26 protein-coding genes and 1 tRNA gene are annotated in these 26,987 nt (G+C 63.1%); 6 read left to right on the forward strand and 21 right to left on the reverse strand.

What is annotated here, in order from left to right:
* Positions 1-3: 3 nt before the first annotated feature.
* From B5X78_RS03300 to rsmD, 5 genes are all read right to left on the reverse strand, one after another.
* A complete protein-coding gene (locus B5X78_RS03300; RefSeq protein WP_079723040.1) occupies positions 4-3,180 on the reverse strand; it encodes an autotransporter domain-containing protein in 3,177 nt (1,058 codons plus the stop codon).
* Positions 3,181-3,625: 445 nt separating this feature from the next.
* Positions 3,626-3,877, reverse strand: coding sequence for a YfhL family 4Fe-4S dicluster ferredoxin (locus tag B5X78_RS03305; RefSeq protein WP_079723041.1), 252 nt, complete (start codon positions 3,875-3,877; stop codon positions 3,626-3,628).
* A 175-nt stretch (positions 3,878-4,052) separates the two neighbouring features.
* Positions 4,053-4,544: a hypothetical protein gene (locus B5X78_RS03310; RefSeq protein ID WP_425478710.1), complete on the reverse strand. Its 492-nt coding sequence runs from the start codon at positions 4,542-4,544 to the stop codon at positions 4,053-4,055.
* 58 nt (positions 4,545-4,602) lie between these two features.
* Positions 4,603-5,100 carry a pantetheine-phosphate adenylyltransferase gene (gene coaD / locus B5X78_RS03315; RefSeq protein ID WP_079723043.1) on the reverse strand — a complete coding sequence of 166 codons (498 nt, stop codon included), beginning with the start codon at positions 5,098-5,100 and terminating at the stop codon, positions 4,603-4,605.
* On the reverse strand, positions 5,097-5,744 hold the full coding sequence (rsmD, locus tag B5X78_RS03320) for a 16S rRNA (guanine(966)-N(2))-methyltransferase RsmD (RefSeq protein WP_079723044.1): 648 nt from the start codon (positions 5,742-5,744) through the stop codon (positions 5,097-5,099). The genes coaD and rsmD overlap by 4 nt, the downstream gene beginning before the upstream one ends.
* 57 nt (positions 5,745-5,801) lie before the next feature.
* Here rsmD and ftsY point away from each other — a divergent pair, with 57 nt between their 5' ends.
* The 3 genes from ftsY to B5X78_RS03335 all read left to right on the forward strand — a co-directional run bounded on the left by ftsY (position 5,802) and on the right by B5X78_RS03335 (position 8,328).
* Complete coding sequence (gene ftsY, locus B5X78_RS03325) at positions 5,802-6,935, forward strand: signal recognition particle-docking protein FtsY (protein WP_079723045.1); 1,134 nt, start codon at positions 5,802-5,804, stop codon at positions 6,933-6,935.
* Complete coding sequence (mutY, locus tag B5X78_RS03330) at positions 6,920-7,984, forward strand: A/G-specific adenine glycosylase (RefSeq protein WP_079723046.1); 1,065 nt, start codon at positions 6,920-6,922, stop codon at positions 7,982-7,984. The genes ftsY and mutY overlap by 16 nt, the downstream gene beginning before the upstream one ends.
* A 74-nt stretch (positions 7,985-8,058) precedes the next feature.
* Positions 8,059-8,328 carry an oxidative damage protection protein gene (locus tag B5X78_RS03335; protein WP_079723047.1) on the forward strand — a complete coding sequence of 90 codons (270 nt, stop codon included), beginning with the start codon at positions 8,059-8,061 and terminating at the stop codon, positions 8,326-8,328.
* Positions 8,329-8,383: 55 nt separating this feature from the next.
* On the opposite strand, the gene B5X78_RS03340 is transcribed toward B5X78_RS03335, so the two are convergent.
* Positions 8,384-8,851 carry a DUF6491 family protein gene (locus tag B5X78_RS03340; RefSeq protein WP_079723048.1) on the reverse strand — a complete coding sequence of 156 codons (468 nt, stop codon included), beginning with the start codon at positions 8,849-8,851 and terminating at the stop codon, positions 8,384-8,386.
* Between the two features lie 177 nt (positions 8,852-9,028).
* Here B5X78_RS03340 and B5X78_RS03345 point away from each other — a divergent pair.
* Positions 9,029-9,104, forward strand: a tRNA-Phe gene (locus B5X78_RS03345).
* A 486-nt stretch (positions 9,105-9,590) separates the two neighbouring features.
* Here the strand turns inward: B5X78_RS03345 and B5X78_RS03355 are convergent.
* Positions 9,591-9,890: a hypothetical protein gene (locus B5X78_RS03355; RefSeq protein ID WP_079723050.1), complete on the reverse strand. Its 300-nt coding sequence runs from the start codon at positions 9,888-9,890 to the stop codon at positions 9,591-9,593.
* A gap of 140 nt (positions 9,891-10,030) precedes the next feature.
* Positions 10,031-10,330, reverse strand: coding sequence for a DUF3606 domain-containing protein (locus tag B5X78_RS18840; protein ID WP_308933140.1), 300 nt, complete (start codon positions 10,328-10,330; stop codon positions 10,031-10,033).
* Positions 10,331-10,727: 397 nt separating this feature from the next.
* On the opposite strand from B5X78_RS18840, the gene B5X78_RS03365 reads away from it, so the two are divergent.
* Positions 10,728-11,276 carry a hemerythrin domain-containing protein gene (locus B5X78_RS03365; protein WP_079723052.1) on the forward strand — a complete coding sequence of 183 codons (549 nt, stop codon included), beginning with the start codon at positions 10,728-10,730 and terminating at the stop codon, positions 11,274-11,276.
* A gap of 93 nt (positions 11,277-11,369) precedes the next feature.
* Positions 11,370-12,029 (forward strand): DUF6766 family protein, encoded by a 660-nt coding sequence (locus B5X78_RS03370; RefSeq protein ID WP_079723053.1) that lies wholly within the window; start codon positions 11,370-11,372, stop codon positions 12,027-12,029.
* Positions 12,030-12,687: 658 nt separating this feature from the next.
* On the opposite strand, the gene B5X78_RS03380 is transcribed toward B5X78_RS03370, so the two are convergent.
* The 13 genes from B5X78_RS03380 to B5X78_RS03440 all read right to left on the reverse strand — a co-directional run bounded on the left by B5X78_RS03380 (position 12,688) and on the right by B5X78_RS03440 (position 26,978).
* Positions 12,688-13,800 carry a sensor histidine kinase gene (locus B5X78_RS03380; RefSeq protein ID WP_079723055.1) on the reverse strand — a complete coding sequence of 371 codons (1,113 nt, stop codon included), beginning with the start codon at positions 13,798-13,800 and terminating at the stop codon, positions 12,688-12,690.
* Between the two features lie 77 nt (positions 13,801-13,877).
* Complete coding sequence (locus tag B5X78_RS03385) at positions 13,878-14,660, reverse strand: hypothetical protein (protein WP_188444713.1); 783 nt, start codon at positions 14,658-14,660, stop codon at positions 13,878-13,880.
* Between the two features lie 93 nt (positions 14,661-14,753).
* The gene (locus B5X78_RS03390) at positions 14,754-16,718 is read right to left on the reverse strand and encodes a hypothetical protein (protein WP_079723057.1); all 1,965 of its coding nucleotides are present in this window, start codon (positions 16,716-16,718) and stop codon (positions 14,754-14,756) included.
* Positions 16,718-17,173 carry a hypothetical protein gene (locus tag B5X78_RS03395; RefSeq protein ID WP_079723058.1) on the reverse strand — a complete coding sequence of 152 codons (456 nt, stop codon included), beginning with the start codon at positions 17,171-17,173 and terminating at the stop codon, positions 16,718-16,720. The genes B5X78_RS03390 and B5X78_RS03395 overlap by 1 nt, the downstream gene beginning before the upstream one ends.
* Complete coding sequence (locus B5X78_RS03400) at positions 17,170-20,013, reverse strand: hypothetical protein (RefSeq protein ID WP_139381369.1); 2,844 nt, start codon at positions 20,011-20,013, stop codon at positions 17,170-17,172. Before B5X78_RS03400 ends, B5X78_RS03395 begins: the two co-directional genes overlap by 4 nt.
* 11 nt (positions 20,014-20,024) lie before the next feature.
* On the reverse strand, positions 20,025-23,852 hold the full coding sequence (locus B5X78_RS03405; protein WP_139381370.1) for a phage tail protein: 3,828 nt from the start codon (positions 23,850-23,852) through the stop codon (positions 20,025-20,027).
* Between the two features lie 81 nt (positions 23,853-23,933).
* On the reverse strand, positions 23,934-24,212 hold the full coding sequence (locus tag B5X78_RS03410; RefSeq protein ID WP_139381371.1) for a hypothetical protein: 279 nt from the start codon (positions 24,210-24,212) through the stop codon (positions 23,934-23,936).
* A 14-nt stretch (positions 24,213-24,226) separates the two neighbouring features.
* The gene (locus tag B5X78_RS03415; protein ID WP_079723062.1) at positions 24,227-24,556 is read right to left on the reverse strand and encodes a hypothetical protein; all 330 of its coding nucleotides are present in this window, start codon (positions 24,554-24,556) and stop codon (positions 24,227-24,229) included.
* Positions 24,557-24,655: 99 nt separating this feature from the next.
* A complete protein-coding gene (locus B5X78_RS03420; protein ID WP_079723063.1) occupies positions 24,656-25,126 on the reverse strand; it encodes a phage tail tube protein in 471 nt (156 codons plus the stop codon).
* A 70-nt stretch (positions 25,127-25,196) separates the two neighbouring features.
* On the reverse strand, positions 25,197-25,556 hold the full coding sequence (gene gp17 / locus B5X78_RS03425; RefSeq protein WP_079723064.1) for a tail completion protein gp17: 360 nt from the start codon (positions 25,554-25,556) through the stop codon (positions 25,197-25,199).
* Positions 25,557-26,060: an HK97-gp10 family putative phage morphogenesis protein gene (locus tag B5X78_RS03430; RefSeq protein ID WP_079723065.1), complete on the reverse strand. Its 504-nt coding sequence runs from the start codon at positions 26,058-26,060 to the stop codon at positions 25,557-25,559.
* A complete protein-coding gene (locus B5X78_RS03435) occupies positions 26,050-26,403 on the reverse strand; it encodes a phage head closure protein (protein WP_079723066.1) in 354 nt (117 codons plus the stop codon). The genes B5X78_RS03430 and B5X78_RS03435 overlap by 11 nt, the downstream gene beginning before the upstream one ends.
* Positions 26,400-26,978, reverse strand: a complete 579-nt coding sequence (locus tag B5X78_RS03440) for a head-tail connector protein (protein ID WP_079723067.1) — start codon at positions 26,976-26,978, stop codon at positions 26,400-26,402. The genes B5X78_RS03435 and B5X78_RS03440 overlap by 4 nt, the downstream gene beginning before the upstream one ends.
* Positions 26,979-26,987 lie beyond the last annotated feature (9 nt).

Raw genomic sequence — 26,987 nt, forward strand, 5'->3', positions numbered from 1 at the left:
CACTCAGAAGCGCCAGGTGGCGCGTGCGTTGACCGCATGGTCACGTGCATCGCTGGCGTACTGGCCGTCGTAACCCAGTTCCAGCAGGGTGTTCGGACTCAGGCGCGCCGCCAGATTCAGATTGAGCAAGGTGGCGTTCTTGGCAATCGGCGAACCCCAGGCGTTGAAGTAGCCACCGCCCACCCAGGCTGCTGTCAGGCTGGGTTCGATGTCGCCCGTGGCATGCCGGTAACCCAGCGAGCCGCCCAGGCTCAGCCAGGTCTGGCCGGCACCGGGGCTCAGGTCAGCCGCGAAGCGAAGTCCGCCGGTGGTGAAGTCCACCTGGTCCTTGTGGCGTGCAACTTGCAGCGCGCTCCTGCCGCCGGTTTCGGTAAAGCCATCGGTCTTGGCTTCCACACGCGCCCACTGGGCGTAGGGCTCCATCTCGAAGCGCTCGCCCATGCGGAAGGTGTAGCCGCCTTCCACATAACCCTGGCGACCGTCACTGTGGTAGTCGGCGCGATTGAGGTCGCTGAAGCTGCCATAGCTGGCGGTGCGCTCTGCGCTGATCTTCGAACGGGAGATCAAGTAACCCGCACGCAAGCCGAAGTTGCCCCACGCCTTGCCGCCGTACACACCGTAGAAATTGGTGTCGTAGTCGTGCTTGCTGCCACGCTGACGCACATTCATGTCGCCCTTCTGCGCCGACGCCACGGCACCCACCTGCCACTGGTCACCGAAGATGTAGTCGTAGCCCAAGGTCAAGCCATTGGCGTGGTAACGAGTGCGCGCGGCATTGTCGTTGCTGTCGATGTCCCCGCCGTGGCTCTGCACATCCACCCACAAATTATTGCCGCGGCCATCGTCGCCCTGCTGGGCGAAGCGGGTCTGCGAGGTGCGCGTACGATCCACCACCAACTCGTTCATCCGCTGGCCCTGATCCAGCAGCACCGAGGTCTGGCTGGCATAGGCTTCGCCACTGAGCTGGTCAAAGGCGGCAGTGGCCTGTGCAGCGTTCATATGTACCAGTCGGCTCAGGAACGGATCGGAATCGCTCGCTGCGTCAGCCGCACCCGCCACGGCCATCTGATTGTCGGTGTACGCGGCGGAGGTCAACGCCTGACCACGCACCGCGTTCAACGCCAGCGCCGTGGAGGTTTGGCTCCAAGCCATCGTCATGAACGGCGTGGCACTGGCAAAGCCCACGCCGCCGAAGGAACCGGTGATGTCCGCGGCTCGCAGGATCGTGTACGACTGGCCCAACTCCACGGCCGCCGCGTCCACCTGAATCGTGCCACCTTCCAGAACGGCGCTGCCAGTGACCTGCACCAGGTCCGAGCTGGTCGGTGCCTGGACGTCCACTTCGTAGACCGAACCGGCTTGCTGCGTGTAGTTGCCGTTGACGGTCAGCGTGCCGATGGTGCCACGGCCATCCGGCGAAATCGTGCCGCCGACCACCGTGTTGGACAGAGTGCCGGTGCCTTCCAGGCGGCCGCCCATGGCCACGACGGTTTCGCCACCGCGCACCAGACCATTGACTCGCGCCACACCAGACTCCACTTCCAGCCGCGTATCAACCAGCGCACCGTTCAACAGCAAGGTGCCGCCAGCCACTTGCACGCTGCCGCCCAGTTGGTTTTCGGCTGCCAGTTCCAGCGTGCCCTGCTTGACCGTGGCACCAGCAAAGGTATTGCGGCCGCTCAGGCGCAGCCAGCCCTCACCGGACTTGCTGAGCTTGCCCGGGCCGCTGATGTCGTTGCGCCAGTCATCCCAGGCTTCGCCTTCCCACACCTTGGCGCCACCGGCGTGCTGGTCCATCAGTACATCGGTATCCACCCGCAGCATGCCGGGGCCATCGATGGCCTTCTTCAGATCCATCATGCCCCAGCCGTAGATTTCGTCCACGCCGGCCTCACCCAGATCGCGCGCGGTGGTCAACAGCACGTCGCGCACCTGCGGATTGGTCAGGTAGGGGTAGCGTTCCATCAGCAGCGCCAGGCCGCCGGTGACATGCGGGCTGGCCATGGAGGTGCCGGTCATTTCGGCATAGCCCGCAAGCTTCTCCTCGGCGGTGACATTGACCCCGGTCACGACGTCAGCATCGTCAACCAGCAGCTCGCCGGTGATGTTGCCCGCCGGGACGGTCGAGATGATCGCGGCGCCCGGCGCGGTGATGCACCAGTCCTTGCTCAGGCCGCAGATGCTGGAGGAAGCATGCAGCGTACCGTCCTGCTGTGCATTGGCCACACTCACCCAGTAGGGCGCCACGTCGGCGTAGTAACGCGGCAACGTGGCCCAGATGCCAGCGATCTGGCCGCTGTCATTGCCGGCCGCGAAGACCTGCAACATGCCGTACTTGCGGGTGTCGGCGGCCAGGGCGTCCAGGTAGACCTTGTAGTCACTGGCCGCCTTGGCGTCCATCTCGGCGGCGGTCTTGGGTTCGGTGCCCAGGCCCCAGGAGTTGTTGACCACGCGCACGCCAGCCTTGTTCATCAACTCGCGCATCGCGGCCTCGGCTTCCAACCCGGGCCCCTGGTTGAGTCTGCTGCCGTCCGGCAGGCCCAGCGCGGACAGCGCATCCATATAGATGTTGGAGGTGGACGCGGCGCCGACCAGACCGGCATTGAAGGCAACGCCATGCATGCCGCTGCCGTCACGGCGCCCGCCTGCAATGCCGGCCACATGCGAACCATGGGTGCCGTAGACAAAGCCCGTCTGGAGGGCGTCGTACTGTCGCTGCGTAATCGTGCCGGCCGCGATGGCATCCTTGATGATGGCGTCCTGCGCAGCCGTGGGGGCGGCGGTGTAAGTGACCGTGGTGCCGCTCTCCGTGTGGAAGCAGCCGTTTTGACTGATGTCGTCGCCGGATTCGCAGCCGGGGTCGCCGAAGCTCAGCGGGGTGATACCTTCCAAGTCCGGGTGCCAGGCAGGGAAGCCGTCATCGTATACGCCCACCTTGACGCCCTTGCCGCTGAGGCCGCGGGCATACGCTTCGTCGGCGCCGACTGCTCCCAGTCCCCAATCAATCTTGAATTCTTCGGTTTGCCAGCTCCTGGCATCACCTATCTTGCCGGTCTCGGTGTATGAGCTGGCCTGCGCCAGCACCAGGGCGGGCGTGGAAGCCAGCGTGGCCAGCAGGATGGCGCGGGTGAGCTTGCGGAGACGCGGTTGCGCGCCCCGGGAGGGAGTTGCTTTTGACATGGGAGGTCTCGCAAGGAAAGGCTGGGAAGTTGTTGATCAACTCCATCCACGCGCGATGACCACGGCATCCATGCCTGCACAACAGACTCGGGGCCGCATGAGGATCATGCGGTAGGTGAAGCAGAAGTGCGCCGTATGTGGGCGCAGCTCCCATGCGAACTTAATGGCTGCTTCTGGCCGGCGACAATGCATCACCCACATCGAACTCACGGCATGATGGTCATGCACTTCGCGCGCATCGGCCCTATGCCGCAGATCTGTAGTGGATTTGCGTAATTTTTCTTTTCAAATTTGTGAGCAATGCGCGCGTGAGATTTCACCCGCATATGGCGCCGCGCGAATCGCTATTGCGCAACGCGTGGAATCCGTCCGTGGCAGCCCCGTGCCGCCATACGGAGCGTCGGAATCCACACCTTGCGCCGAGGCCGTCAGCCAGGCGCGCAAATCAGCCTGCGCTCTGGAGGCTGCGCAGTTTGGCCAGCAGGTCGTCGTGGCTTTCGGGAAAGGCGGGGTCCGCGTCGATGCATTCGACCGGGCAGACGACCACGCATTGAGGTTCGTCGAAATGACCCACACATTCGGTGCAACGTGCCGGGTCGATGACGTAAATCGCCTCGCCCATCGAGATGGCCTGGTTGGGGCAGGCCGGCTCGCAGACATCGCAATTGACGCAGAGTTCGTTGATCTTGAGGGACATGGCAGGGGCATATGGTACGCCCTGCGGGCAGGGACGGGACCACAAAAAGCCAGGAGCGGCTTCAGCCGCGAGCTTTTCGATTGGGCGCCCATGAGGAGCGCTCCAAAAGCTCGCGGCTGAAGCCGCTCCTGCGGTGTTGCCGTGCGTGGCCGCATTGCGGCCACGCACCGGTACATCATTTCGCTTCGACGAACACGAAATCCACGCCAGCCGGAGCCACGGCGGCCTTGACGCGCTCGCCATCCGCCGCGTCGCCGATGAACAGTACGCGCACACCCTTCATGGTGTCCGGCTGCACGCCGTCGAACGAGGCGACGACCAGATCGGCCATGCGCGCCGAAGCGGAAGAACCGAAGGCCAGCATGTTGCCGCCGACGATGCCGCGGGCAATGGCGTTCTTGGCCTGTTCCAGCGAACGCTCGTACTTGGCCTGGAACTCCGGATCCGATTCCGGCGGCAGGTAGTACAGGAAGGGGCTGTTGGTGATGGTGCCCATGTTGCGGCCCACCACTTCCTGCAGATAGGTGCGCCATGCGGCGTCGTCATCCTTGGCCGGAGCGACCAGGGCCACCTCGGCGGCGTCGGCGGGCGCGGCTTCCTGCTTCTTGCAGGCCGCGAACGGCACCACCAGGCAGGCAATCAACAGCAGTCGGGTTGCGATTTTGATCATGGGTGTCCCCCTCCGGTGAGTCGTAGTAAGAATGATCGTGCCACAAAGCACGAATTTAAGCGCGTTGCCACTGCGTCTTCAGGGCAGCCGCCACATCGGCAGTGACGAAACCCGAGACGTCTCCGCCCAGCCGCGAAATCTCGCGGACCAGCGACGAAGAGATGAATCCGTACTGCTCTGCGGGGGTCAGGAACAGGGTTTCCACTTCCGGAATCAGATGACGGTTCATGCTGGCCAGCTGGAATTCGTACTCGAAATCCGAGACCGCGCGCAGCCCGCGCAGCAGCACGCCGCCGCCGACTTCCTCGACAAAATGCGCCAGCAGGCCGTCGAAGCCCAACACTTCCACATGCGCATGGTGGGCCACGGCCTTGCGGGTCAGGTCCACCCGCAGCGCCAGCGGCAACGCCGGCCCTTTGCCCGGGCTTTCCGCCACGCCGATGATCAGGCGCTCGAACAGCGGCGCGGCGCGGTCGATCAAATCGATGTGGCCGTTGGTGATCGGGTCGAACGTGCCGGGATAGACCGCGGTACGGTGACGGGACACGCTCATGCGGAGGCTGGCTCGTTGGAGTCGTCGCGCAGTGTATCAGCGCCCTGCCCGGCTGACGCGCGGTACAGGGCGTAACGGACATCACGCGTGCGGCCTTCGCGATGCAGGACCCAGCCCTGCGGCACGGCCGGTTCCAGCGTGACCGGGGACTCCAGGTAGACCCAGGCGCCGGGAGCCAGGCGTGGCGCCAGCGCGGCCAACGCGTGATCCCAGGCAGAAGCGGCAAACGGCGGGTCCAGGAATACCAGATCGAACGACTCGGCGTGGGCAGTGGCCAGCCAGCGCAGCACGTCATCGGCGATGACCCGGACCTGGCCGTCAGTGTCCAGCCGCGCCGCGCTGGCCTGCAAAGCCCGGACCGCCTGCGAATCGCGCTCCACCAGCACGGCGCGTGCGGCGCCGCGCGAAACCGCTTCCAGGCCCAGCGCGCCACTGCCGGCAAAGGCATCCAGCACCACGGCGCCCGGCAGATGCGGCATGAGCCAATTGAACAGGGTTTCGCGCACGCGATCAGCGCTGGGGCGCAGTCCGGCCAGATCCGTCACCGGCAACTTGCTGCCACGCCAGCGGCCACCAATGATGCGCACATGCCCGCTGACCGCTGCGGAGGGTGCGCCGGAACGAGGAGCGCGGGGCGGCTTCATCGGGACGCCGTGGGGGTGGGTGATACCATGCGCCTATTCTCCGCGATTGCCTGTCCCATGGTCAGCTGGTTCCGACGCAAGAAGCCTGACGCGCCCGCGAGCCTGCCCGAGACGCAGCGCCCGGCGACCTCCTCCGATACTTCCAACGATGTGGCCGCAGCCGTCGACGTCAGTCCGTCGGCAGTGCCGGCGACCGTCATCGAACCGGCCCCGATTGCACCGCTGCAGGCCGATCCGCCTGCTGATGCATCGCAAGCGGCCCCCGCGGCGGCCGGCAAGGTGGGTTGGCGCGAGCGCCTGCGCAAGAGCAGTGCCGCGCTGGGCCTGAGTGGCCTGTTCTCGCGCCACCCGCGCCTGGACGATGACCTGCTGGACGAACTTGAAACCGCCCTGCTCACGGCCGATGTCGGCGTGCCCGCCACCACCGCCCTCATCGAAGACCTGCGCAAGCGCATGAAGGCGCGTGAGTTTGGCGATGCGCAGGCGCTGCTGGCCGCGCTGCGCGCGGACCTGATCGCCCTGCTGGCGCCGGTCGCCAAGCCTTTGCAGATCGATCCCCGGATCAAGCCCTTCGTATTGTTGACGGTGGGCGTCAATGGCGTGGGCAAGACCACGACCATCGGCAAGCTTGCGCGCCGCTTCAAGGACGAGGGCCACAGCTTGATGCTGGCCGCGGGCGATACTTTCCGCGCTGCTGCGGTCGCGCAATTGCAGGCCTGGGGCGATCGCAACGGCGTGCAAGTGGTGGCGCAGGGCCAGAACGCCGACGCCGCATCGGTGGCTTTCGATGCATTGCAGGCGGCGAAGGCGCGTGGCACCGAAGTGCTGATCGCCGACACTGCCGGTCGCCTGCATACCCAGCAAGGTCTGATGGCCGAGTTGGGAAAGATCAAGCGCGTGCTGCAGAAAGTCGATGCCAGCGCGCCGCACGAGGTGTTGCTGGTCATCGATGGCACCACCGGGCAGAACGCGCTTTCGCAGCTGCGCCAGTTCCACGCCGCGGTGAACATCACCGGCCTGGTGGTGACCAAGCTGGATGGCACGGCCAAAGGTGGCGTGGTGTTTGCACTGGCGCGCGAGTTCGGCATCCCGATCCGGTTTGCAGGGATTGGCGAGCGACCCGAAGATTTGCGCGTGTTCGACGCTGAAGCCTTTGTCGATGCCTTGCTGCCGGAATCCCTGGGTCAGTGACGACGACCCTCGTCGACTCGTTCGCCGCACAGCTGCTGGACTGGTTCGATCACGCCGGTCGCCACGATCTGCCCTGGCTGCACCCGCGCACGCCCTATCGGGTGTGGCTGTCGGAAATCATGCTGCAGCAGACCCAGGTCAAGACCGTCATTCCCTACTTCGCGCGATTCCTGCAGGCGTTTCCAACGCTGCCGGACCTGGCGGCGGCATCGCTCGATGACGTACTGGCGCAGTGGTCGGGGCTGGGCTACTACGCCCGCGCGCGCAATCTGCACGCCACCGCCAGGGCGTGTGTCGAACGGCACGGCGGTGACCTGCCACGGGATCTGGATGCATTGATCGCCCTGCCCGGCATTGGCCGCAGCACCGCCGGTGCGATCCTGTCGCAAGCTTGGGGTGATCGCTTTCCGATCCTCGACGGCAACGTCAAGCGCGTCCTCGCCCGCTATCACGGCATCGCCGGCTGGCCCGGTTTGCCGGCGGTGGAAAAACAGATGTGGTCGCTGGCGGGAGCGCACCTGCCCGAAGCACGCATGGCTGACTACACCCAGGCGCAGATGGATCTGGGCGCGACCCTGTGCACGCGCAGCGACCCGGCCTGCATGCTCTGTCCCGTGCAATCGGGCTGCGTTGCCTTGCGCGATGGGCGCGTGGACGAGTTGCCCACCTCCAAGCCGGGCAAGGCGTTGCCGGAACGCACGGCGCTGGTACTGCTGGCCGCGAACGCCGCAGGCCAGGTGTTGCTGCAACGGCGTCCGCCCAGCAGTATCTGGGCCTCGCTGTGGTCACTGCCGGAAGCGGCCGATCACGACAGCGCGCGCGCATGGTTCGAACGCCACCTGGCCGGCGAGTACGACCGGGCAGAGGCGCTGGTGGAGGTCCCCCATGTTTTCAGCCACTACAAACTGCGCATGCATCCGCTGCGCTGGCGCGACCTGCAGGCTCGCGCGGCGGTGAACGACAATGCGGATCTGCGTTGGGTCAGCGCAGCCGAACTGCCGCAGTTGGGTCTGCCCGCGCCCATTCGTCGCATGCTGCAATCGCTTTGAGCGGCGTCTGTCGGATGTCGTGCGACGGTCGGGGGCGCTATCCTTGCGCGGTTGTCCGCCACTGAGTCCCCCGCATGTCCCGCACCGTCTTCTGCCTGTACGAAAAGCGCGAAGTTGAAGGCCTGGATTTCGTGCCCTACCCCGGCGAGCTGGGCAAGCGCATCTTCGCCAGCATCGGCAAGCCGGCCTGGGTCAGCTGGTTGGCGCACCAGACCATGTTGATCAACGAAAACAGGCTTTCGCCACGCGATCCCAAGCATCGCGCCTTCCTGGAAGCGGAGCTGGAGAAGTTCCTGTTCGGCGAAGGCGCCGACAAGCCTGCCGGGTTTGTCCCCGAAGCCTGAGCCGCACGTGCCAGGCAAAGACACCCGCCGGGCAGGTGCGTCCTGACGCCGAGAGTCAGTTGGCCGGTGCGGCCGATTCTTCCTGGCGGGCTTCCACGTCGGCCTTGCGCAGCTCGGCTTCGGCGGCCTTCAATTTGCTGACATCCAGTGGCCGGATACTGACGATGCGGCACGAGACCCGGCCCACGCCACCGGACCCTCCCAACACCCGCACCCGATCGAGCGTGGAAACACGCCCCATCATGTTGGTGATGTTGATCGCCGGCGCGTAGTCGAGATCCCGGCAAGGACCGCCCAGATCAAGCAGATAGGCTTCCTTGGGTTTGGTCCAGACAGCCAAAGCGGAATCGCCGATGGGCTGCCAGCCCGTGAGATTGCCCAGGTAGGTGAAATCCTTGACCGGCGCACCGGCATTGGCCTGGTAGAGCGCGAGCTTTTGCGCATCGGACAGCTTGGGACTGCTGGCGCAGGCCGCCAGAAGGGCCACCCCTGCGAGGGCACACAGTTGGAAAAAAGCCTTCATGTCGGAACTCCCTTTGGCCACGGCGCATGCGCGTTTTCCCGATGATGCACGCGGACGCCGCCTCCGGCCCGGGATCGACTGCAGCGTGTTCAGCCGTCATCCGGCTTGCCAGCCCGGCCCTGGCTCCCGTATCATGCGCGGCTCGCACTGGCCGCACGGCCGTATCGCGAAAAACCTGGCCGGGTAGCTCAGTTGGTAGAGCAAGGGATTGAAAATCCCTGTGTCGGGGGTTCGATTCCCTCCCCGGCCACCATTGGTGGCAACGGTTTCCGAGCATTTCGCGAAACCACTTCTGCTAAAAATTCCCTCGATTGCTAAAAACTCTCGCCTTTCGCGCCTCCAGCGCGTGGGTTTCGGCTATTCGTGGGCTCGGTTCGCTGTCCGATCTCGGAGCAAGGCGGTGGCATGCTCGGTGAGCCATTCCCCTACAGCCAGCGCATCTGCCGGCGACAGCACAATGGCCGTGTTAAACCGTCTAATGAACGTTGGCTCGCTCGCATCGCCCTTAAGCTGGCTGCGGCGTGCCTGCTGCAGGAATAGGCCGGGCAACTCTGCGGACTCCTGCATCCAAATCTCATCCGGTAGCACTGGTGAGTCCATATAAAAGCTCACCTCGAGGAAGCCGTGTGGATTCGGTCCGCCCCAAACACCATGGCAAGGATGAACCTGATAGGCGGGTCCAGCCCGAAAAACGAAGCGAGCTTGCGCAGTCATAGTGATCACCGGATGAGAGTGGCCCCTAATGCTTCCTGCTCTGCGAGTCCAAGTCGGGCTCAATTCCTCCCCAGGCGAGCATGATTGCTTCCGAGAACGCCATGCGACATGCATCGCGATAGGCCTTCTTCTGACGCATTTCCGGCGCCTCAAGCACCTTGTCTAAAAGTTCGAAAGTCGCGATGACTGAACGCTTGCAGGTCGGATTATCCCGACTACCCCTCAATAGACCCAGCACGATGAACTCGAGCGCCTCTACACGCGCCTCAAGGCTCTTTACGTGCTCAAGCTTCTGACCGTCAGGCCTATTGGGAGAGCTTGCCATTTGCAGTCCTCACAGGCGAACGGCGAAAGCATCCTCCCTATCCACATTTGAAGCAAGAGAAAGACGAGGAGCTGCCGATTGAACGCAGCACGCCTTCTCCAGACCTTGTGCGTAGGTTTCCTAGAGACGACCTATGGCGGTCACTGGTGCTTAGCTATCCAGCGTTCGACAGCTTCGGCAGAGTTGCCCGCTTCTTTGACGGCGCTGCGAAGCTTCTCTTCACTGATTCCAAACCTCCCCGTCCAGTACCGGACCTCATGCTCCTCTCCTAACGCGATTCGGCTGCGATCCGGTTCACCCCGGTTGTTTAGATCATCTGACATCCTATGCTCCTTCAAATAGAGACACCTGTGGACTTCTACTAGCCAGCTGCGAGCTCTGATGTGGAGTTGGTTGGGAAAGCAAGCTGCTCGAAGTGGATAACTCTCTCCTTCGCCCATTTGGAACCCCAGCACATTCCAACTTGGCGCGAGCGCGTAAGTAGTCGCGGACGAGGCTTCCCTAGGTCGGGCACAAGTACCTCAACGAACCAACCCTGCTTTTGGGGGGCCACGCGCACTACTTCAATGCCTTTGTAATGAAGAACTCTCTCTTCCTCACACTCAATCCACTGAAAGGCGTCGGGAAGGGTGGTGGGCACGTAGGTAGGCATTCGCTTCTCGCTCGCATCCGACAGACAACTTTTACAACAGGTCGCGCGGTCATAGCGTGAATTGCAACCTGTTGTTCAGTGCGCTAACGCGCTATCGAAATCCCCTATTTGCACGTTGCCTACACCGCGGTGGTGCCAGTCTTTGTACCTGACCCAACCCACCCAACAAGTAGGCAGGCGGAAAAATGAAACGAGATATTCTGAAAACGCTAAAGGACGAGCACGATGAGCTGCGGTCGCTATTTGACCAACTCAAGGAAACGACTGACCGAGGTGTCAAGACACGCCAGAGCTTGCTTGAAACAATCGAGAACTCCTTAATTCCCCACGCTAAGTGGGAGGAACAGGTCTTCTACCCGGCTTTCAAGGAACGTGCGGATCGGGATGGCCTCCAAACTCACGCAGAAGCGCTAGCGGAACACCATGCGGTTGAAAACTCTGTCATCCCCGAGGTTCATTCCGCAGATCCGGGTACGCCCGAGTTCGCTGGACGCACGAAGGTCTTCGGCGAGCTTATTGATCACCATGCCAAGGAAGAAGAGAACACAATGTTCAAAATGGCACGTGAGCTCTTCTCAGCCGAGGAGCGCGCCCAGCTGGACGAAGACTACGAGGTGTGGAAGGCATCGGACGACGCTCAACAACAAGTTGCGCAAGAAAAGACTAATGCGCAACGAAAAGCAGCTGCAGCATCCAAAGGAAGCCAAACGACGGTGAACGAGCAGGGCCAGTGACCACACTGGCCCTGCTACGTTGTTGAGAGCTACAGGGGGACTGCGACTTGGACCTGGCGAACTTTCGATTGCAGATGAAGTAGGCGGACGGGAATGAGTGAACCACGGTACTCTCTATGGCGCCGGAATGGCCTGTCCTTGACGCTAGCTTTCCTGTTCGTGCTATTCCTGCTGGCTCAAGTGATCTCGGGCCACGCAGCTTGGAACGAAGATAGAGTTCGCGAGCATCGTCCGCCAGCGACTTTCGCCCTGTATCTTTCCAGCGGACACTTCATCTCCGCAACCTTCGAGAACTGGGAAAGCGAGTTCTTGCAGATGGGTATGTACGTCCTGCTAACCGTCTGGTTGCGACAGCGCGGATCGGCTGAGTCAAGGCCTCTGGACCCCGCAGAAGAGGAGGAAACGATTCGACCCGGCCCTACGCCGTGGCCAGTTCGGGCCGGTGGAATGGTGCGAGTTCTGTACTCGCATTCACTTGCGCTGGCGTTCTTCTTGCTCTTCTTAGCGTCGTTCGCCCTACATGGCTACGGTAGTTGGCTGCATGAGAACGATGAGCGGGTTGCAGCGCATGAGCCGACACTGTCTTTTCTCAGCCATCTGAGCGGCTCTCAGTTTTGGTTTGAGTCATTCCAAAACTGGCAAAGCGAATTTCTCGCCGTCTTGGCAATAGTGCTCCTTTCTATATTTCTTCGCCAGGACGGTTCTCCAGAATCAAAGCCCTTGAAGGCGCCCCACTCTCAGACAGGGACTTGAGCGGCATTGAGTCAGGTTATTGTTAGACACCTATAACCTTAAATCGCCGCGCCATGCTGTCGAAATGGATAGCCGCCCTGTGCAAGCCTTCGATCTGATCGAACTTCCTCCGTGCCCGCGACACCGACCCGCCGGATGGCTCAAAGCGAAGTTCGGCGGCGCGCGCGCGCATATCGTTTGCTTGGGCTGCGGCCCATTCCGCCTTCGTGCTGTATCGGGGTCGCCGGCTCGACATGGCGGGCATTCTGAATAGAGCAAATCTCACCGGTTGCGCCGACATTCGCAACTCTTGGCCGCCACGCTTGCTTGCTTAGCCACGCTTCGTGCTTCGCGGTCACCTCTGCGCGCAAGCGGGTTGCGTGTCGCTCAGCCCAAAGTTCAACACCGCGCCGGCCGGTCTGGTAGCTCGTGCAGCTTCGAGTTGCTTGCGTATTGGGGAGATGAGCATCGAGCCGCGCGAACCACGTGCCGTCAACCCGATCAATTAGCCGCGCGACATGCGTGATACCCAGCAGATAGACCACTTCGCGCCCCCAACGTCGGCGCCGAGCCATGTCCAGCGAAATTGCAGATCACCCACCGTAATCACCTCGGTTCGATCTTATGCGACTCGCTCTCATCGCTTGCGACGCGCAAGATTACCCAGCCGCCACGGGATCTAACTGCGCGGCAGGGTAATTACGAACTGCGTCTGGCGTTCAATCGAGGTAGCGCTTACCTCCCCTCCATGTGCCTGCACGATCTCCCGCACAATGAAAAGGCCCAAGCCCAAACTTGAATTCTCACCGTTGCTCGCTTTCTTCACTCCCCTTCGCAGCGGATCAAACATAGAACCGAGAACGGATTCTGGGATTGATTCGCCCGAGTTCGTTACGGCAACCTGTACTTCCTCGACGTCACTCGTCACGGAGACAAGGATCGTCGATGCTTCGTCACCATACTTTGCTGCATTGGCGACCAAGTTGTGGATAGCTTCCCTCATCCTTACGCAGTCGAAGTGTCCTTCACAAGGACCGTTGTCCGTGAATCGAACTGCCATGTTAGGGATTATTGTGCTGAGTGAACTCACCTCTTCCCTGATTTCGGTCGCAAGGTCGCATGGAGAGCGATGCAGGGTCATCGCTATTCCTAGTTCCGACTTGCTGTAGTCCAGCAACTCGTCGAGCAGCTTTCGCATATGCGCAGCGCCACTCACCAGGCGTGATACTTTCTTGGCGCTCTGCGTTCCCTGTGTTGATAGGGCAAGCTGGTCGGCGGTGAACATCACTACGCTTAGGGGACCACGCAAGTCGTGGCCCAGTGCTCCTAAGAACACATGCCGCCACATCTCCACTTCGCGCGAGAACTCTGCAAGCGACTCGGCCACCGCCTGATCCATTGCTTCATTGAAGCGAATCATATCGTCCAACGAAGCCGCGACCAGAGCTGCGTCTGCCGACCACAAGCGAATTACAGCAGCACGCAAGGCCCGATACTCAGCCACCATGCTGTTCACGTCGAACCCGCCCTGCGCGCGCGTTCTCCCATGACTGGTAGCGGCACTTTCAGGACCGGACGACTTGGGTGCAAGTCCTTCGGATTTCGCCTTCTGCTCTACCGAAGATTGTCGAGAACGAAGATCAATTACGATCGCGTCCAAGACCTGTGGAAGGTGGTTTCGTAGCGCGGCTGCATCGAGTTCTAGCCCGAGAGGTGCCTGCGTTCTGGCAAACTCTTCCGCACCGTCGAGGATCTGGGCGCGACGCTGCTCTATGAAGTCGGCTAGGCGCATAAGATTTCTCCTCCGGGGCCCGCAGACAATACTCCATGTGATGGTTCTCGGGATGGGCTAGCGCTAGCACCCAGCGCCTAAGGAGGGATCTCCTCTACGGTGATGGTGCCGCTGAAGTACTGCCGCTGGATGTTCTGCGGACCGGGGAACTCGATGGCGATGCCGTACACCGCCGTGCGGTTGCACAGCGCGGCGTCGAACACGCTGCCGGGCAGCGTGCGGTACTGAGGGATCACCACACACCTGCGACCGCCCGTAAGCATTGCCGCGATCGTCTCCCAGTCGTCCCCGTTGGCAAGGCCGCCGCCGCGCGCATCTGCCGTCGGTGCGCCGGCCAGCGAGCCCGTGAAGCGCCGGAAGCTCGTCGCCTGCACCGTCGAAACCTGGCTGCCGCGCGTCCGCGTGTGAACGCTGGGGTCAAGCCTAGCTATTCCCCATCCTTCGGCCAGTCGGACGGTCACCGCCGGCATGAGCAAGATCTCGCCGATTTCGAACTCCGTCGCTGCTGTGGCCCAGGTGGCGCCGCCCAGGTTGTTGTAGATGCTCACCGCCAGACTGACGATCGGATCGATACCCTCGCCCACCACCAACCAGCACCCGATCGAACCGTCCGCCATGCGGCGAGTGACACCTGTGTTGCCGCCGCCAAGCGTGTAAACGTGGGAGCTGTCACCGGTCCGCTTGCCGGCGACCATCACCGAGACACCCTCCGGAACATTCTTCAGGCCCAGCAAACCGATCACCCGCGGGCGCGTGGCAGCCGCAAGAGGCGCGGCGATCATCAACGCTTGCCCGATCGCGGGCGAGCCGGATGACAGCCAGCGGATGCGCGTGCGCCGCGCCGGCTTGCCGTCAAACATGGCCGTCCCACCGTCAGCAGAGAGCCAATCCGCGCCGGTGCCGGTGAGGGTCGGCGTAGACACTTGCGGCATGCCGTATCCAATCAACATCGTCTATCCCCAGAAAGTCAGCGTGCAATCGCCGGTGGCAGGGTTACGGGTCACCGCGCGAACCAGCACCTTCTTGCCGGCGGCCAAGCCGAACCGCGGGTGGGTGATCCGGCCGATCTGCCCGGGCTTTGGGGCCAAGGCCGGATCGGCAATACGCCAGACGTACAGCGCGCGCGGCACCTTGTACAAGTCGACCACCCGATCTATCTCAGCCTGCGCGTCTTGCTCGCGCCAGAAACAGGAAACGAATGGGTCCGCGCTATCAGCGTGGGTGTACTGCGCAGCGAGCGGCCCCGCGGCGTAGGCCTGGCCGCGCCACAGGGCCGTCAGCTGATCGCGCCGGCTTTGAGGTACGTCGACCAGGTCAGTGACTAAGTCGGATGCCCCAAGCGCCTGGGCATTCGGCCTGTATGCCATTCGCCGGGTGAGGTTCGGTGCGCGATCGGGTGTCGAAACAACATCATCAACCGCGTCCGAGCGATCCAGGTCAAACGCCAGGGTTCCGCTGTAGGCCTCGGGCGGAACCACGCGAGCGAACCGCAGCGTGCCGTCTGCATCCTGCCACCACCATGCCCCATAGCTCGGGAGAATGGCCGCCAAGGCTTCACGCACCGTCGCGCCGTCCGAGTTGTAGTAGCCCACACCGGCATAACCCGTGGCTGCGTCGATTGCCGCAGCATCGGCGCTCGACCATGAAGCTTTGCCGATCGCCGAGAAGATCGCGGTCAGCGCCTGCAGCAGGGTCGCCGGCGCAGGGCCGGCGCCGATAGTCGAAACATCGGCCACCACCGGTCCAACGGGCGGGCTATACATTTCAAGCTGCTGCTGATCCGGCGAGACGGCGAAGGTGCCTCCCTCCATGATGTCGCCCCGGTCCATGACGACGTCGACGCTCGCGAGTGCTCGACTGCTCAAATAGATGGCCGTGCCATCTGTATTCACTGGCAGGCCGGGCACGCTTGCGACGGCGCCGATCACCACGGGCAGCGGGCTCCAGGCGAGCGTCGGGATGTTTGGCAGGAAGACACCGCGCGCGAGCGTCTGATCGAGGTCATCGTGCGCGTCACGGAGCACGATCGATTTCGCACCCTCTCCAGTGATATCGATCCGATCCAGAACGAAGCGGGCAACTGTGGCCGCAGCTGCCACAGTGCCATCGACGGTGCCGCTACGAACCGCCACTGCGACACCGCCGAAATCCTGCGCCGCAATTGCATCAAGCATCCCGTCGCCATCGACGATGCTGCAGGAGGCGCTGGCGCTATTCGCCGGCATCTCGCCGCCCCACGGCCAGAAGCCAATTTCTGCCGCTACGAGCAGACCGTCAGCAATCAGGCCCTCATAACGAGCGTGTGCAGGCGAATCGCTGGAGGCGCTCAGAAAGTCATAGTCTGCCACGCGTACCGGCGCTAGGCCGGCGGCGTCGCTATACCACCCGGCTTGTGCAGCGGGTGACTGGGCCTGCCACTGGCCGGAATTCACCGCACAGTTCAAACCACCGGCTTTCGTCGCGGTAAGGGACACAGCGAACACCAGGCCGACTCCAAGGGCATAAGTACCGCTCCACACCTGGATGCCATTTCGATAGAACGTGATCGTGCTTGGACTGCCAACCGCCACCCGAACACCAACGATGTCCCCTGCGACCACAGCGGGGAGGCCGGTGGCGAGATTGCCAGAGGGTGACCCGACCTCTCCCGTCGCCAAACGCCAACCCACACCCGCCGCAGTGGGGCTCTGGTTGACCGCCGAGACACCTGGCACCACGCCCACGATCGCAGACACCGCGTCATCTCCCCAGAAGGCGAACTCTGCCCCTCTGGTGCCGGTCGAAATTGCGATATCACTGCGCCCCTGCCGCGCCTGACCTACCGCGACTGCATTTGTGGTCAGCACCAAGCCCGCGCCTTGCACCGCCAGCTGCGGGCCAATGGGAACAGATGCAAACCGACCGAAATTGCGCGCCATCAGAGCACCTGATCCAAATCGAATTCCACGCCCTGCTTGGCGATAGCGATGGCACGGCGAATGTCCACGGACCGCACTAGCTCGCTCGCCCAGGGAATCAGCGTGGTTGCATTGAGCTGGGGATTCTCAGACGGAGGATCTGGCAGTGCTGCCAGCGAAAGCGGCTCTCCGAGGACGAGCCAAAGGCACTCACGTACGAGCGCAGGCAAGCCCAGCACGTCTTGTTCGTACTGGCTGGCTGCGTGCCTGAACTCCACGCGCGCCCGGTGCCGCCCCTGATTGTCGACCACTGACTGCAGCTGCTCGTCAATCCAAGTGGCCGAAACGAAGATGCTAGGACACAGCGACTCCGTAAGCGTCTTCACCTGCTGCTGAACGAATACAAGTTCACCGGAGTCCAGCTCGACGACGAGCCCCCCTTCAATCACAAGTTCAGGGCGTTTTGTGTAGCTCATGACAGAGGATCCATCTTGATGTTGTGGTGCAAAACGAATGCGTGTCGAGAGCGGCCTGCCCAGAAGCAATCGTTCTCAACGGTGATGTGCGACACCCAACGCATGCCAAGCACCTCGACGCTTGCCACCGCGCTGTGCTCGCGAATCCACGCCCAGTGCCGGCGCTCCACCAGTCGAACCGGGCACCAACGCATCCAGAGACGGAGGCGCTTGGTGGCCACGCGCAGACCGGCCACGTCGCTGGCCGCCACTAGGCCCCGCTCGACGGTGGGAATAGGTGCGGTGAACGAACAATCCAACTCCACGCCGTTGGTCATGCGCAGTCGGACACAATTCACCAGGGCGCGCTGATGAGCGCTCACCACCCCATCACGCTCGGTAAACGTGCTGGCGTTAGCCAGAAGCAGTGGCACGCCCGCCCGCAAGCTACCGGCGCGGCGACCGCCGGAGACAAAAGAGGTTTCAACCACGCAATTCGGAAGGCCACCACCGCCGCCGCTTCCACTGGTCGGATAGGTCACCTTCAGCGAACCGATGTACAAGCGAGAGCGCGAGTTCTGGGTCACGTTGATGTCGGTTGTAATTCCCAGCGTGCGGCTGCCACCGGCCCATGTGTCGTCGTCGTAGTACAGGTGGTAGGTTACGGTCGAGCCGTTGGTCCCTGTCACGCTACCGCTGCTGGCGCTATAAGCCTTGTCGCTCCCCATCGATCGCAGAGTCATTGCACTGCAGGAGATCGTGGCAGAAGCAGGCGAGCCCGCAGTAGCTGTGTAGGTCAGCGTCGCGCCCGAAAGCCAGATTGCGCCCATGTTGGCAAAGCCGCCGGGCGGGAAGTTGTAGGCGCCCGAAACCTGGTGCCCCGAAGCATTGAAGCGGAGTCCATTGCGATACTTCCCGCCCGTGAAGTACGCATCTTCAGTGGCGTAGCGGACGTACTGCGCACCATCGGTCAAATCCGTGTCCAGCGAGTACGCACGGATCAGGGAGATGGAGCGGAATTCTGTCAGTAGGATGACGCTAGCGCCGTGAGTGTAAGAGGCGCCAGACGTGTTCTCGACGTAAGTGTCACCGAACACGTGACAGCTGCGGGCGCCTGCGGGCGCGGTGATTCGCTTCGGGCCGGGATCTGCAGCCCCTCGGAGTCGCTCGAGAACATCCAGGCCACCGATTTGCGCGCCGGCCGAGTCCAGCCACTGGACGAAGCATCGCGACTTCGCCGTGATTCCGCCGCCCAGCGTGCCGTTGAAGTTGAGCACCCATTCTGGCGACAGCACGTAAGCCTGCCCGGCTTCCACAGCAATCGGCTGAATCGTACGAAACTGCGGCGCTACCAGCTGTCCGTTCGCAATTGGGTTGTTGCCGACATGGCAGCGAACGCCTACGCCCGCCCCCGGGAACAGGATCACGTAGGCTTGACTGTAGCTTGGCTCGCCGCGCCAGACGGTCCAGTTGTCGCTGCAGCTTGCGTTGGTCGCCAACGCGGAGTTGAGCGGCGTGCCGATCACATTGGAAACGAAGGTCGGATTGGGCACTAGGTTGGCACCCGCCGCCATCACGGCCGCCAGTGCACGCGCCTTGCCCGAAATGGCATTAAGCAGCGCCTGGCGACCGTTGTAGAGCGTCGTCCAGGTGTTGTTCCAGACAGTCCGGTTGATGTCGGTCGTGCCCGTCACGTTAGTCCAGACGAAGCTCGCGTCCAGCACGCCAACAGTGGTGCGAAGGTAGGTCTTGAGCGCGGTCATCGCGCTGTCGTAGGTGGCCTTGTCAGTCGCGAGGCCATAGCCGTCGGCCAACGCGTCGATGCCGGATTGCTCGGCAGTGATCTCGTTGTACTCGCGCTTAGCCTGGGTCTTTTCGTTGGCGGTCAGCTTGCCATCGTTCGCAATCTCGCCAAGTTGAGCCAAAGAACTCGCGGCATCGGCCGCAGCAGCAGACGCCAGCGCCGCAGCCGAAGTAGACGCATCGACGGATTGCTTGACGCTGGCGTCATCGGTAAACGGGGTCGCCGTGCTTCCGCGCTCGAGCTTCAGCTTCTCCCACACCACTTCACCGGGATTGCCCGTGCCCGTGTTGCGGATGATCACTTCGATTGCGTAGGTGTTCGACGGCGCGGTCCCTGTGCAGCTGTACCGGGTGACCTTCGTGCGTGAGGTGACGCTGTAGGCCGTAGGCCGGTTCGAGGTGTCAATCTCCGCATCGCTGATATCGCGAAACCGCATTTGAATGAAATGCGACCCGGTAAGCATCACGTCGGAGAGCATGCCTGCGCTCAACGTGTAGTCGCCGCCGCCCGCAGCAATGATTACGTGCTGCCCCTTGCCGCGATCGGTTGCGGATAGGCTCGGCGTATACACGAACGCCGGCCCGTCATCCTTCAGCGCCGTGGACATCGTGCCCTGCGTGCCACTGACCCAGCCGGGATCCCACCCGGCGTATCCGTTGGCGCCCGTTGGGTTCACCAGCAGGTTGTAGTTCGGATAGATCGGAATCCCTTCCACCCAGCTCGACCAGGCCGAGACGGAACCCCGAACGATCGAGCGGACACGCCACCACGTTGGCCCCGACTCATTGCTGTTGAAGGTGCGATCGGTGCCGGTGTAGACGCTTTGACTCGTCCCTGGCGCTCCGCCGGCATCGGGAGCACGCTCGAGCTCATATCGAGCAATGGCGAGCGCCAGTGCATTCCAAGCAAGGCGCACACCGCCAACGCGCGGCGTATTGACCAGGCCCGTCGGGGTCGGGGGTGGCGGCGCTGCGTAGGGCTGCGGGAACCAGGAGCCCAGCGGCGGCGTCACAGGCGTGGCCGCCGGGAGTTCGCCAGCGCCGATGTCGACAAGCAAGATTGGCCGGCTCATCGGTTCATCGCCTCGAGCCGCTCCATAGCACGGTCAACGTTCACCTTCCCACTGGCGCCCGCGATGTCGGAAAGCAGATCCCGAATCTGCGTCAGCAAACCAGTGTCCGACTGCGCATTGCCATTGCTCCCCATGCCGCCGTTCACTTGGCCATTGCCGCCGGTAGGCGTGCCCGCGGTGCCGCCCGAGGGAAGCGGGGCCTGCGCGCCGCTTGCGACGGCGAACAATGCGCGGGCGATGTTCTGGGGGAGGTCCGTCAGGATTCCAGCCAGATCGCCCATCGTCGTCCCGTCATCCATTTCAAGGTCGGGAAGACCGATGCTGCCGATCATGCCGATTACCTGGTCGTAGAGGGCGTTGTAATCCTTGCCTGAAGCGAACAGGTTGCGGCCAAGCCCGAGCACGGATTGAGACAGGGCAGATGCGGACGACAAATCTCCGGCGGCAACGGCTTCGCGCAGCTGGGCCATGCCCTCTGCAAGCTTCTCCTGGTCAGACAGGGGCGAAAGGTCTGACAGGGCCAGGCCGCCCAGGATGCTTTCGCGTTCCTGCTCGATCTGGCGCTGCAGGGCTGCCATGTTCACTGCGCGCAACTCTTCGATCTTCGCGAGGTCTTCCGCGCGGGCGCCGCTCAGGCCTAGAGCCTTCGCATAGTCGTTGGCGGCCTGCACTTGTTGGCGATACGTGGTCTCGATACCGAGGGCAGCACGCTGGTAGTCACTGAGGCCTGCCGTCATCAGCTGGCCCTGCACGTCGGTCATCAGGGCGCCGTAGTTGCTCAGCACCCCTGAGACCCGGCTGACCTCTTCCTCGAGGGTCGTTCCGTTCTTCTGGGCGAGGTCCATGAAGAACTCGACGCCCTTGGTGATGTTGCTTAGCTCCCAATTTTGCAGCGCGCGTCCCAGCCCCTCCGCAGATCCCGTGACCAGCGAAATGCTTGCGGCCAGCGCACTCATGACATCGCCGGACTCAAATCCTTTGTTCAGCAGATCGCCGAAGCCGAGGATGCGAATGCTCTGAGTGGAAAGGTCCCCAACCATTTTGGCGATCAGCGCCTCGATCTGCTGCTGTGCCTTTGCTGGATCTGCGTCAAGCTGCACCTTCCCTAGATTGACGCGCACGCCGGACAGCTGCTTGCTGATATCGACGCCAAGTTGCGTAGCCAGTTGCTCGGTTCCTGTGCGAACCGACTGAATGGCCTGATCGATGTACTTGTCGACGTCACTATCCAGAGAACCGTACTGCGTCCACCGCTTCGAGCTGCGGAACAGTCCGCCCTTCTGGTAAACGTCGGCGTAGCTTGAGCCGCTGAAGCCTTCAAAGCCGTAGTTGCCGGTGATGCCTTGGCCCATGATCTGTGGCTTCTTGCGACCGAACAGCTTGGCGTGGATGGAGGAGCCGGAGAGGATCGACGAGATCTTGTCGCTGAAGCCCAGCGAGCGAAACACCTTGTCCGCATGCGAGACCGCACCCAACGTCGCCGCCTTGCCTGCCCAGCTTTCCCCGTTGGCGATATCCCAGCCCTGGTCGAACAACTCGGCATTCTTCATCATGCCGGCGATGATCCAGCCGATGATCGGCACGGCGGATGCCATGCTGCTGGCTCCCGCGCCGGCGCCTGCGCTCGCACCACCGCTTGCGCCGGCACCCCACAGGCTGGACACGTTGTTGCCGAAGTTGGCCAAGCTACCAGCGCCGCTTGATGCCTGGGCCGCCCAGAGGCTCCCCGCGCTTGCGGTGGTGGAACCACCGCCGAACAGGCCGGCGAGCGAGGAGAAGGCTCCGCCGTTGCCGCTGCCGAGCATGCTCGCCCAATTGCCGGCCCCTTGGCCTGCTCCGCTGAAGCCGTTCCCATTGAACAGGCCAGCAAGCGTGTTCCAGATCCCGCCGCCGGCCTGGCCGTTCATTCCGTTCTGGATCTGGGTCTGGATCGGAATAACGATCTTCTGCTGGAGCAGCTGACGGATCAAGTCGGCGATTCCGCGCTTGGCGATGTTCTTCAGGTCATCCCAGAAGTCGCCAAAATCGTCGGCGCCGTTAGCGACAAAGTCGGCGAACGCGCTGGAGGCATCACCGACTCCGCCAACCACAATGCCGGCCCACTGCTCAGCCATTGCTGCGGCTTCTTCGACCTGCATCGACCAATCGGCGTAGGCGCGCGCCTCTGCGATCAGCTTTGCCTGCATGTCAGGCGAGTCGCGCAAGGCGGTGTTACCGGCCTCGATGGCATCGGCAATCGCGCGGCGCATGTCGTTTTCGTTCTGCAGTTGGCGCTGGTAACGCTCGCGCGCAGGGCCAACCATGCCGAGCAGTTGGATCTCGCCCGTCATCGTGTCCAGAAGAGCCTGCGGGGCCGCCTGCTGCTTCTCCATCTCGACGCGACGCTCGGCCAGCTGTGCGGTCTGCTGCTTCACCAGAGCGGCGTAGTTGGCCTGAGTCATGTTCCCAGCGTCGAGCTCTTTGCGCCACGCCTCGTCCTGCTGGCGCGCTTTCTCGACCGCGCTGGCGTACGGCCCCTCGAGGTCGGCGGCCGCCTGCCGCGCCAGGTTGGAATTCCGCTCCAGAGCTTCGGCCCGTTGCTTGGCCTCCTTTGCGGCCTCCTTCGCCCGGTCGGAGGCAGCTTTGCGCGCCTTCTCGTTGCGTGCCTCTTCATCCGCGTAGTACTTCTGCAGCGCGCGCTCGTAGTCGCTCTGCTCAGGCCCGGCGGTCATGTTCATGGGCGCGCCACCGCGGCGGGAACTGCCCGACCGACGTGGCTGGTTGACGGGGCGGCCATCAGGCTTGGGAGTGCTGGTGCTGCCGAATGCACCTGGCAACTTCTGGGCGGCAATCTCTTCGCCGTAGTAGGCCAGGTATCCGCCCTGATCAGCGACCTCCCAGCCGCGCTTCACCTGGTCCCAGTCCAGATTGATCACGCCCTTCGCTGCTTCCGCCAGGCCGACCATGCTCATGGCCGTGCCTTGGATGACGTCGTCGATCGCCTTGAAGAACGGGACTACGAAGTCCAGCGCTGCCCCCATGATCTGGAAGAGGTTCGCGACGTCGTTCGACACCTCCGCCACGCGCTCGCCGTCGGTCACGTAGTCGGTGAACGTCTCGGTAAGCTGGGTCATCTGGGGAAGCAGGTGGGCCGCCACCTGGAGATAGAGCCCCTCCATCGCCAGGGTCATGTCGTCCGTGCGGTCCCGGAACTTGGCAGCGGCCGCGGCGGTGTCCCCGTCAATGATTCCGCCCAGCTCGCGGGCGCGGTCGCCCATCTTCTGCAGGCCGCCTGAGCCCAGGTTGAGGAACTCCAGCAGCTCGGCTCCGCTCTTGCCGAACAGCTCCATCGCCGTCGCGGATTCGAGCGTGTCATTGGTGAGCGCCTTGAAGCGATCCATCACCTCCGGCAGCACGTCCTGAGCTTGGCGCAGACGCCCGGTCGCATCCTGCACCTGGATTCCGAGCGTCTTGAACAGCTTGGCCTGCTTGCTGTTCGGGTCCTGTGCTTCAGCCAGGTTCTTCGAGAACTTGCCGAGCGAGCCAGCCAGAGAGTCAATATCCGATCCGGTCAGCCGCGCGGCATAGCGGTACTCCGAGAGCTTCTCGGTGCTAATTCCCAGGCGCGCGTTCAGTTCATCTACTTTGTCGGCCGCGTCGATCGCGCCTTGGAACCCCTGCCAGGCTTGGGCGATGCTGTAGGAAAGGCCCGCGACGGTTGCAAGTTCTTTGGCGACGCCGATCGCGGCGTTCTGCATCGACCGCTGGATCTGCTTCGCGTTCTTTTCCGCAGCGCGAGCGGCTCGCGCCATGTCGGTCTCGAACGCGCCCATCTTGAGCAGCATGTCGATAGTCAGCTGGCCTAGCGAGCGCACGGACATAGGGGCACCAGAAAAGGAAAATCCCCCGCCGAAGCGGGGGATGGATCAGAGAAATGCGTTGAACACGTCCCAGGCTTCGTCGTCTGGGTGCGTTGGCACCAGAAGCTGGAAAACGTCGTCAAAGGATTCGCTCGTCTTCGCGAACCCATACTTAGCGGTGTAGTACGACCCGAGCGCGGCCGGCCGTATGTGCATGCCGATTGGGTCGATCGGGTTGCGCTGGTGGAATTGCCACCAGCGGCGGAACTCCGCCCGGGTCATCCGCTTGCGGAGTTCCGCGACAGTGCAGCCAAGGTGCAGCGCCAGCACATGCCAGAACCACACCTCGCCCTTTCGGCTTAGGACTTTCCCGCCTGCTCGTCCGATTCGGTCTGATCGCCGGCGCCGTTGACCTCAAAACAGATGCGTTCCAAGTCGCGAGCGACGCTGACCTTCAGTTGCGCGGCCTGTTCCGCGGACATCAGCGGCTTGCCGTCTTCGCCGACCACACAGGCAGCGATCAGGTTGGAGCGGTCATAAGGCGCACCGACCTTCTTGCGAAATTCCGCATCGGGGAGCTCACGCACGAGCACGTCAGCGGTCTTGTTCTTTGCCAGCTTGATCTGGCGCTTCTGGGCTTCGGTCGACGCGAATGCGCCACCGCTCTGGAGGGTTTCAATCAGGTTCATCGCCGTTTTCCATAGGTGCCCGGGCGCACGAGACGCGCACGGCGAACACGCGGGTGACCCCGCGCGCCCGAGCATGTGGTTTGGTCGCCGTTGCGCCCCTTACGGAGATTTCTTGGTGATGGTGCGCGGGCCAGTGCCCTGGATGGTGATGGTCCCGCGCCACACATCGTTGTCAGCCATGGCAACGGCAAAGTTCGAGATGTAGCCCTTGAACTTGATGTTGTCGACAGCGGTGACCGCGGCGAATGCGCTGGCGGTGACGGTCGGCGCCACAGCAGCGGCGGAGTCACTGGCCGGCGCCAGCACCAGGAATTCCATGACCTCGCCGGACTGGTACTTCGCTTCCAGCGTTTCGTGGGCGGCAGCGTCGAAGATCACCTCGATCGTGGTGCTGCCGGTGCTCTTGCGGCCCGACACGAACTGATCGAAGTCATCATCCCAGCTGGAAATGTCGATCTGCGAGGCTTGGCCGTCGGGGACGCCGGCCTGGCGGACGCCGACGATCTTCGTCGCAACGGCCGCCGCGGTGGCGACGTAAATGGTGGTGTGTTTGGTTTTGGTACTTGCCATGGTGGTGATCCTTGCGAGGGGCCAAAAAAAAGCCCGCACAAGGCGGGCGGGACTTTCCTGCAGCGCGTGTTCAGCGCGTTACGTGGAACTCAGCGTCAAAGGAGTACTCGAGGCGCCCGGTTTCGGCGTTCTTTCCTCCCGGGTTGTACGAGGTCACATTGCCGACGCGCTCAAGCGCAGCGCGCACGGCCGTGACTGCGGCGATGTAGCTGGTCTGGTCGTCGGCGACGATGTCGACCTGGCCAGCGAAGTGGTCATGCGGCGGCGGTCCGTCCAGCAGGTTCTCAGGGCTTCCGCCCGCCAGGTGCCAGACTACATAGGGGCGCGCCGCGTTCTCTTCGGCCAAGCCGAAGTAGCAGCGGGGAGGCGTCCCCAGCACTGCCTTGCAGGCTGCGTCGGCGGCGACGAGCTGATAGATGGGCGGGAACACTCACGCTCTCCTGAGCTTGCGCGCGATCCGGTCCAGCGCCTTGCGCAGGTCGGCCGCGAATTGATCGATCACCGGGTCGGCCAGCTTGCGGATGGCCCGACGGAAGAAGGCAAGCGGCTGGATGTTCCGCGACGGGACGCCGAATTCCTGGAACCGCCAGTAGAAGGCGTTTGAGGGTTTTTCGTACGTCTTGCCGACTCGCCCCTTCCTGCGGTTCCTCTTCGTGTTGGCGTACTTCGCCCGCGCCCCGCCTCTGACACCCACCGAATACAGCTCGCTTCCGCCGTAGGCCTGGGGGCGCGGACTGCGAAGCGTCACGATCTGCTTCTTCAGGAAGCCCGACCGCTCCGGCGCATTTGCCCGCACTTCATCACGGACCCTCCTGGCGCCCCGTGCGAGGGCAACACGGGCCGGGCCGCCGTTCTTGGACACTATCTCGGCCGGAAGCTGCCGCATCGCGTCCAGGAGCCCGTCAAGCCCTTGGACGGGGCGGCTACTGTCCATCCGTTACACCCTTGCTCAACATCAGCGTGAGGTGTCGGCGCGCGGTTGGGTCAGGGAGCACTGCCACGATCGCGTAGGGCGCGCCGTCGAACTGGACGCGCATGGTGTCTAGCACCCCCGGCACCCAGCGAATTTCAATGCGGGCCGATACCTCAGACTGCTTCTCTCCGGCCGCGATGAAGTCACGCCCCGACAGCGGCACGACCTCAGCCGGAATGTCTGCGCCCTGCCCCGGTTCCGGCTCCCAATCCGCCCAGGCGCCGGGCATCGGGCCAAGCGGGCCTTCGGTGGCGTCGACCTTTGCCTGCAGCCGGATCAGGTGCCGGTACTTTCCCGCGCTCATGGCCGCACCAGCTTGAACGGGAACAGCAGCAGATCCGACGTCGGATTCGGCGCGACCGACTTCCCGACGATTGAGGACTCGCGGTTCTCGAACAGATCCGCCACTCGAAGCAAGATTGCTGAGCGGATTGCCGCCGGCACCTTGTCGCCCGTTGTTCCGTAGCCGGCCTTGAACTGCACGCGCACGGCGAGGGGCTGGGCGCGGGTGGCCGGCCAGCACGTGCCATGCACCGGCATCGTGAAGCCATGCTCGCCTGGCTCGGTCGTGTAGCCAGCCGGGTCCATTGTCTGCTGCACCCCATCGGGATCGACGTACTTCACCGAGGCCACAGAAAGCAGTGGCGGCAGCGGCAGGCAAATTGCCGAAGGCGGGAACGAATCAAGTGCCAGCTCCCACTCCTGCTCGACAAGTGCTCGCCCCAGCTCGCCCTGATAGCCGTCGAGGCCAGACACAACAGCGGCGATCATTGCCTCAAGCTGGGCGTCCTGTGCGGTGCCATAAGCATTCACCTGCGCGCGAGCAGCGGCCGTGGTGACGACCTGGTCGCTCGGGGCAGTGATGAGGCGCAAGCGCATGAGATTGCT

Source organism: Pseudoxanthomonas indica (genome assembly GCF_900167565.1).
GTDB classification, from domain to species: Bacteria; Pseudomonadota; Gammaproteobacteria; order Xanthomonadales; family Xanthomonadaceae; genus Pseudoxanthomonas_A; species Pseudoxanthomonas_A indica.

What these genes read in the sequence shown, in the direction of transcription:
- B5X78_RS03430 (WP_079723065.1), bottom strand. Translation starts at nt 26,060, where the DNA reads ATGGACAGTAGCCGCCCCGTCCAAGGGCTTGACGGGCTCCTGGACGCG.
- B5X78_RS03370 (WP_079723053.1), top strand. Translation starts at nt 11,370, where the DNA reads ATGAGTGAACCACGGTACTCTCTATGGCGCCGGAATGGCCTGTCCTTG.
- B5X78_RS03385 (WP_188444713.1), bottom strand. Translation starts at nt 14,660, where the DNA reads ATGTTTGACGGCAAGCCGGCGCGGCGCACGCGCATCCGCTGGCTGTCA.
- B5X78_RS03395 (WP_079723058.1), bottom strand. Translation starts at nt 17,173, where the DNA reads ATGAGCTACACAAAACGCCCTGAACTTGTGATTGAAGGGGGGCTCGTC.
- coaD (WP_079723043.1), bottom strand. Translation starts at nt 5,100, where the DNA reads ATGAGCGTGTCCCGTCACCGTACCGCGGTCTATCCCGGCACGTTCGAC.
- B5X78_RS18840 (WP_308933140.1), bottom strand. Translation starts at nt 10,330, where the DNA reads ATGGGCGAAGGAGAGAGTTATCCACTTCGAGCAGCTTGCTTTCCCAAC.
- B5X78_RS03355 (WP_079723050.1), bottom strand. Translation starts at nt 9,890, where the DNA reads ATGGCAAGCTCTCCCAATAGGCCTGACGGTCAGAAGCTTGAGCACGTA.
- ftsY (WP_079723045.1), top strand. Translation starts at nt 5,802, where the DNA reads ATGGTCAGCTGGTTCCGACGCAAGAAGCCTGACGCGCCCGCGAGCCTG.
- B5X78_RS03390 (WP_079723057.1), bottom strand. Translation starts at nt 16,718, where the DNA reads ATGGCGCGCAATTTCGGTCGGTTTGCATCTGTTCCCATTGGCCCGCAG.
- rsmD (WP_079723044.1), bottom strand. Translation starts at nt 5,744, where the DNA reads ATGAAGCCGCCCCGCGCTCCTCGTTCCGGCGCACCCTCCGCAGCGGTC.
- B5X78_RS03305 (WP_079723041.1), bottom strand. Translation starts at nt 3,877, where the DNA reads ATGTCCCTCAAGATCAACGAACTCTGCGTCAATTGCGATGTCTGCGAG.
- B5X78_RS03365 (WP_079723052.1), top strand. Translation starts at nt 10,728, where the DNA reads ATGAAACGAGATATTCTGAAAACGCTAAAGGACGAGCACGATGAGCTG.
- B5X78_RS03300 (WP_079723040.1), bottom strand. Translation starts at nt 3,180, where the DNA reads ATGTCAAAAGCAACTCCCTCCCGGGGCGCGCAACCGCGTCTCCGCAAG.
- B5X78_RS03340 (WP_079723048.1), bottom strand. Translation starts at nt 8,851, where the DNA reads ATGAAGGCTTTTTTCCAACTGTGTGCCCTCGCAGGGGTGGCCCTTCTG.
- B5X78_RS03415 (WP_079723062.1), bottom strand. Translation starts at nt 24,556, where the DNA reads ATGAACCTGATTGAAACCCTCCAGAGCGGTGGCGCATTCGCGTCGACC.
- B5X78_RS03335 (WP_079723047.1), top strand. Translation starts at nt 8,059, where the DNA reads ATGTCCCGCACCGTCTTCTGCCTGTACGAAAAGCGCGAAGTTGAAGGC.
- B5X78_RS03380 (WP_079723055.1), bottom strand. Translation starts at nt 13,800, where the DNA reads ATGCGCCTAGCCGACTTCATAGAGCAGCGTCGCGCCCAGATCCTCGAC.
- B5X78_RS03405 (WP_139381370.1), bottom strand. Translation starts at nt 23,852, where the DNA reads ATGCTGCTCAAGATGGGCGCGTTCGAGACCGACATGGCGCGAGCCGCT.
- B5X78_RS03440 (WP_079723067.1), bottom strand. Translation starts at nt 26,978, where the DNA reads ATGCGCTTGCGCCTCATCACTGCCCCGAGCGACCAGGTCGTCACCACG.
- B5X78_RS03435 (WP_079723066.1), bottom strand. Translation starts at nt 26,403, where the DNA reads ATGAGCGCGGGAAAGTACCGGCACCTGATCCGGCTGCAGGCAAAGGTC.
- B5X78_RS03420 (WP_079723063.1), bottom strand. Translation starts at nt 25,126, where the DNA reads ATGGCAAGTACCAAAACCAAACACACCACCATTTACGTCGCCACCGCG.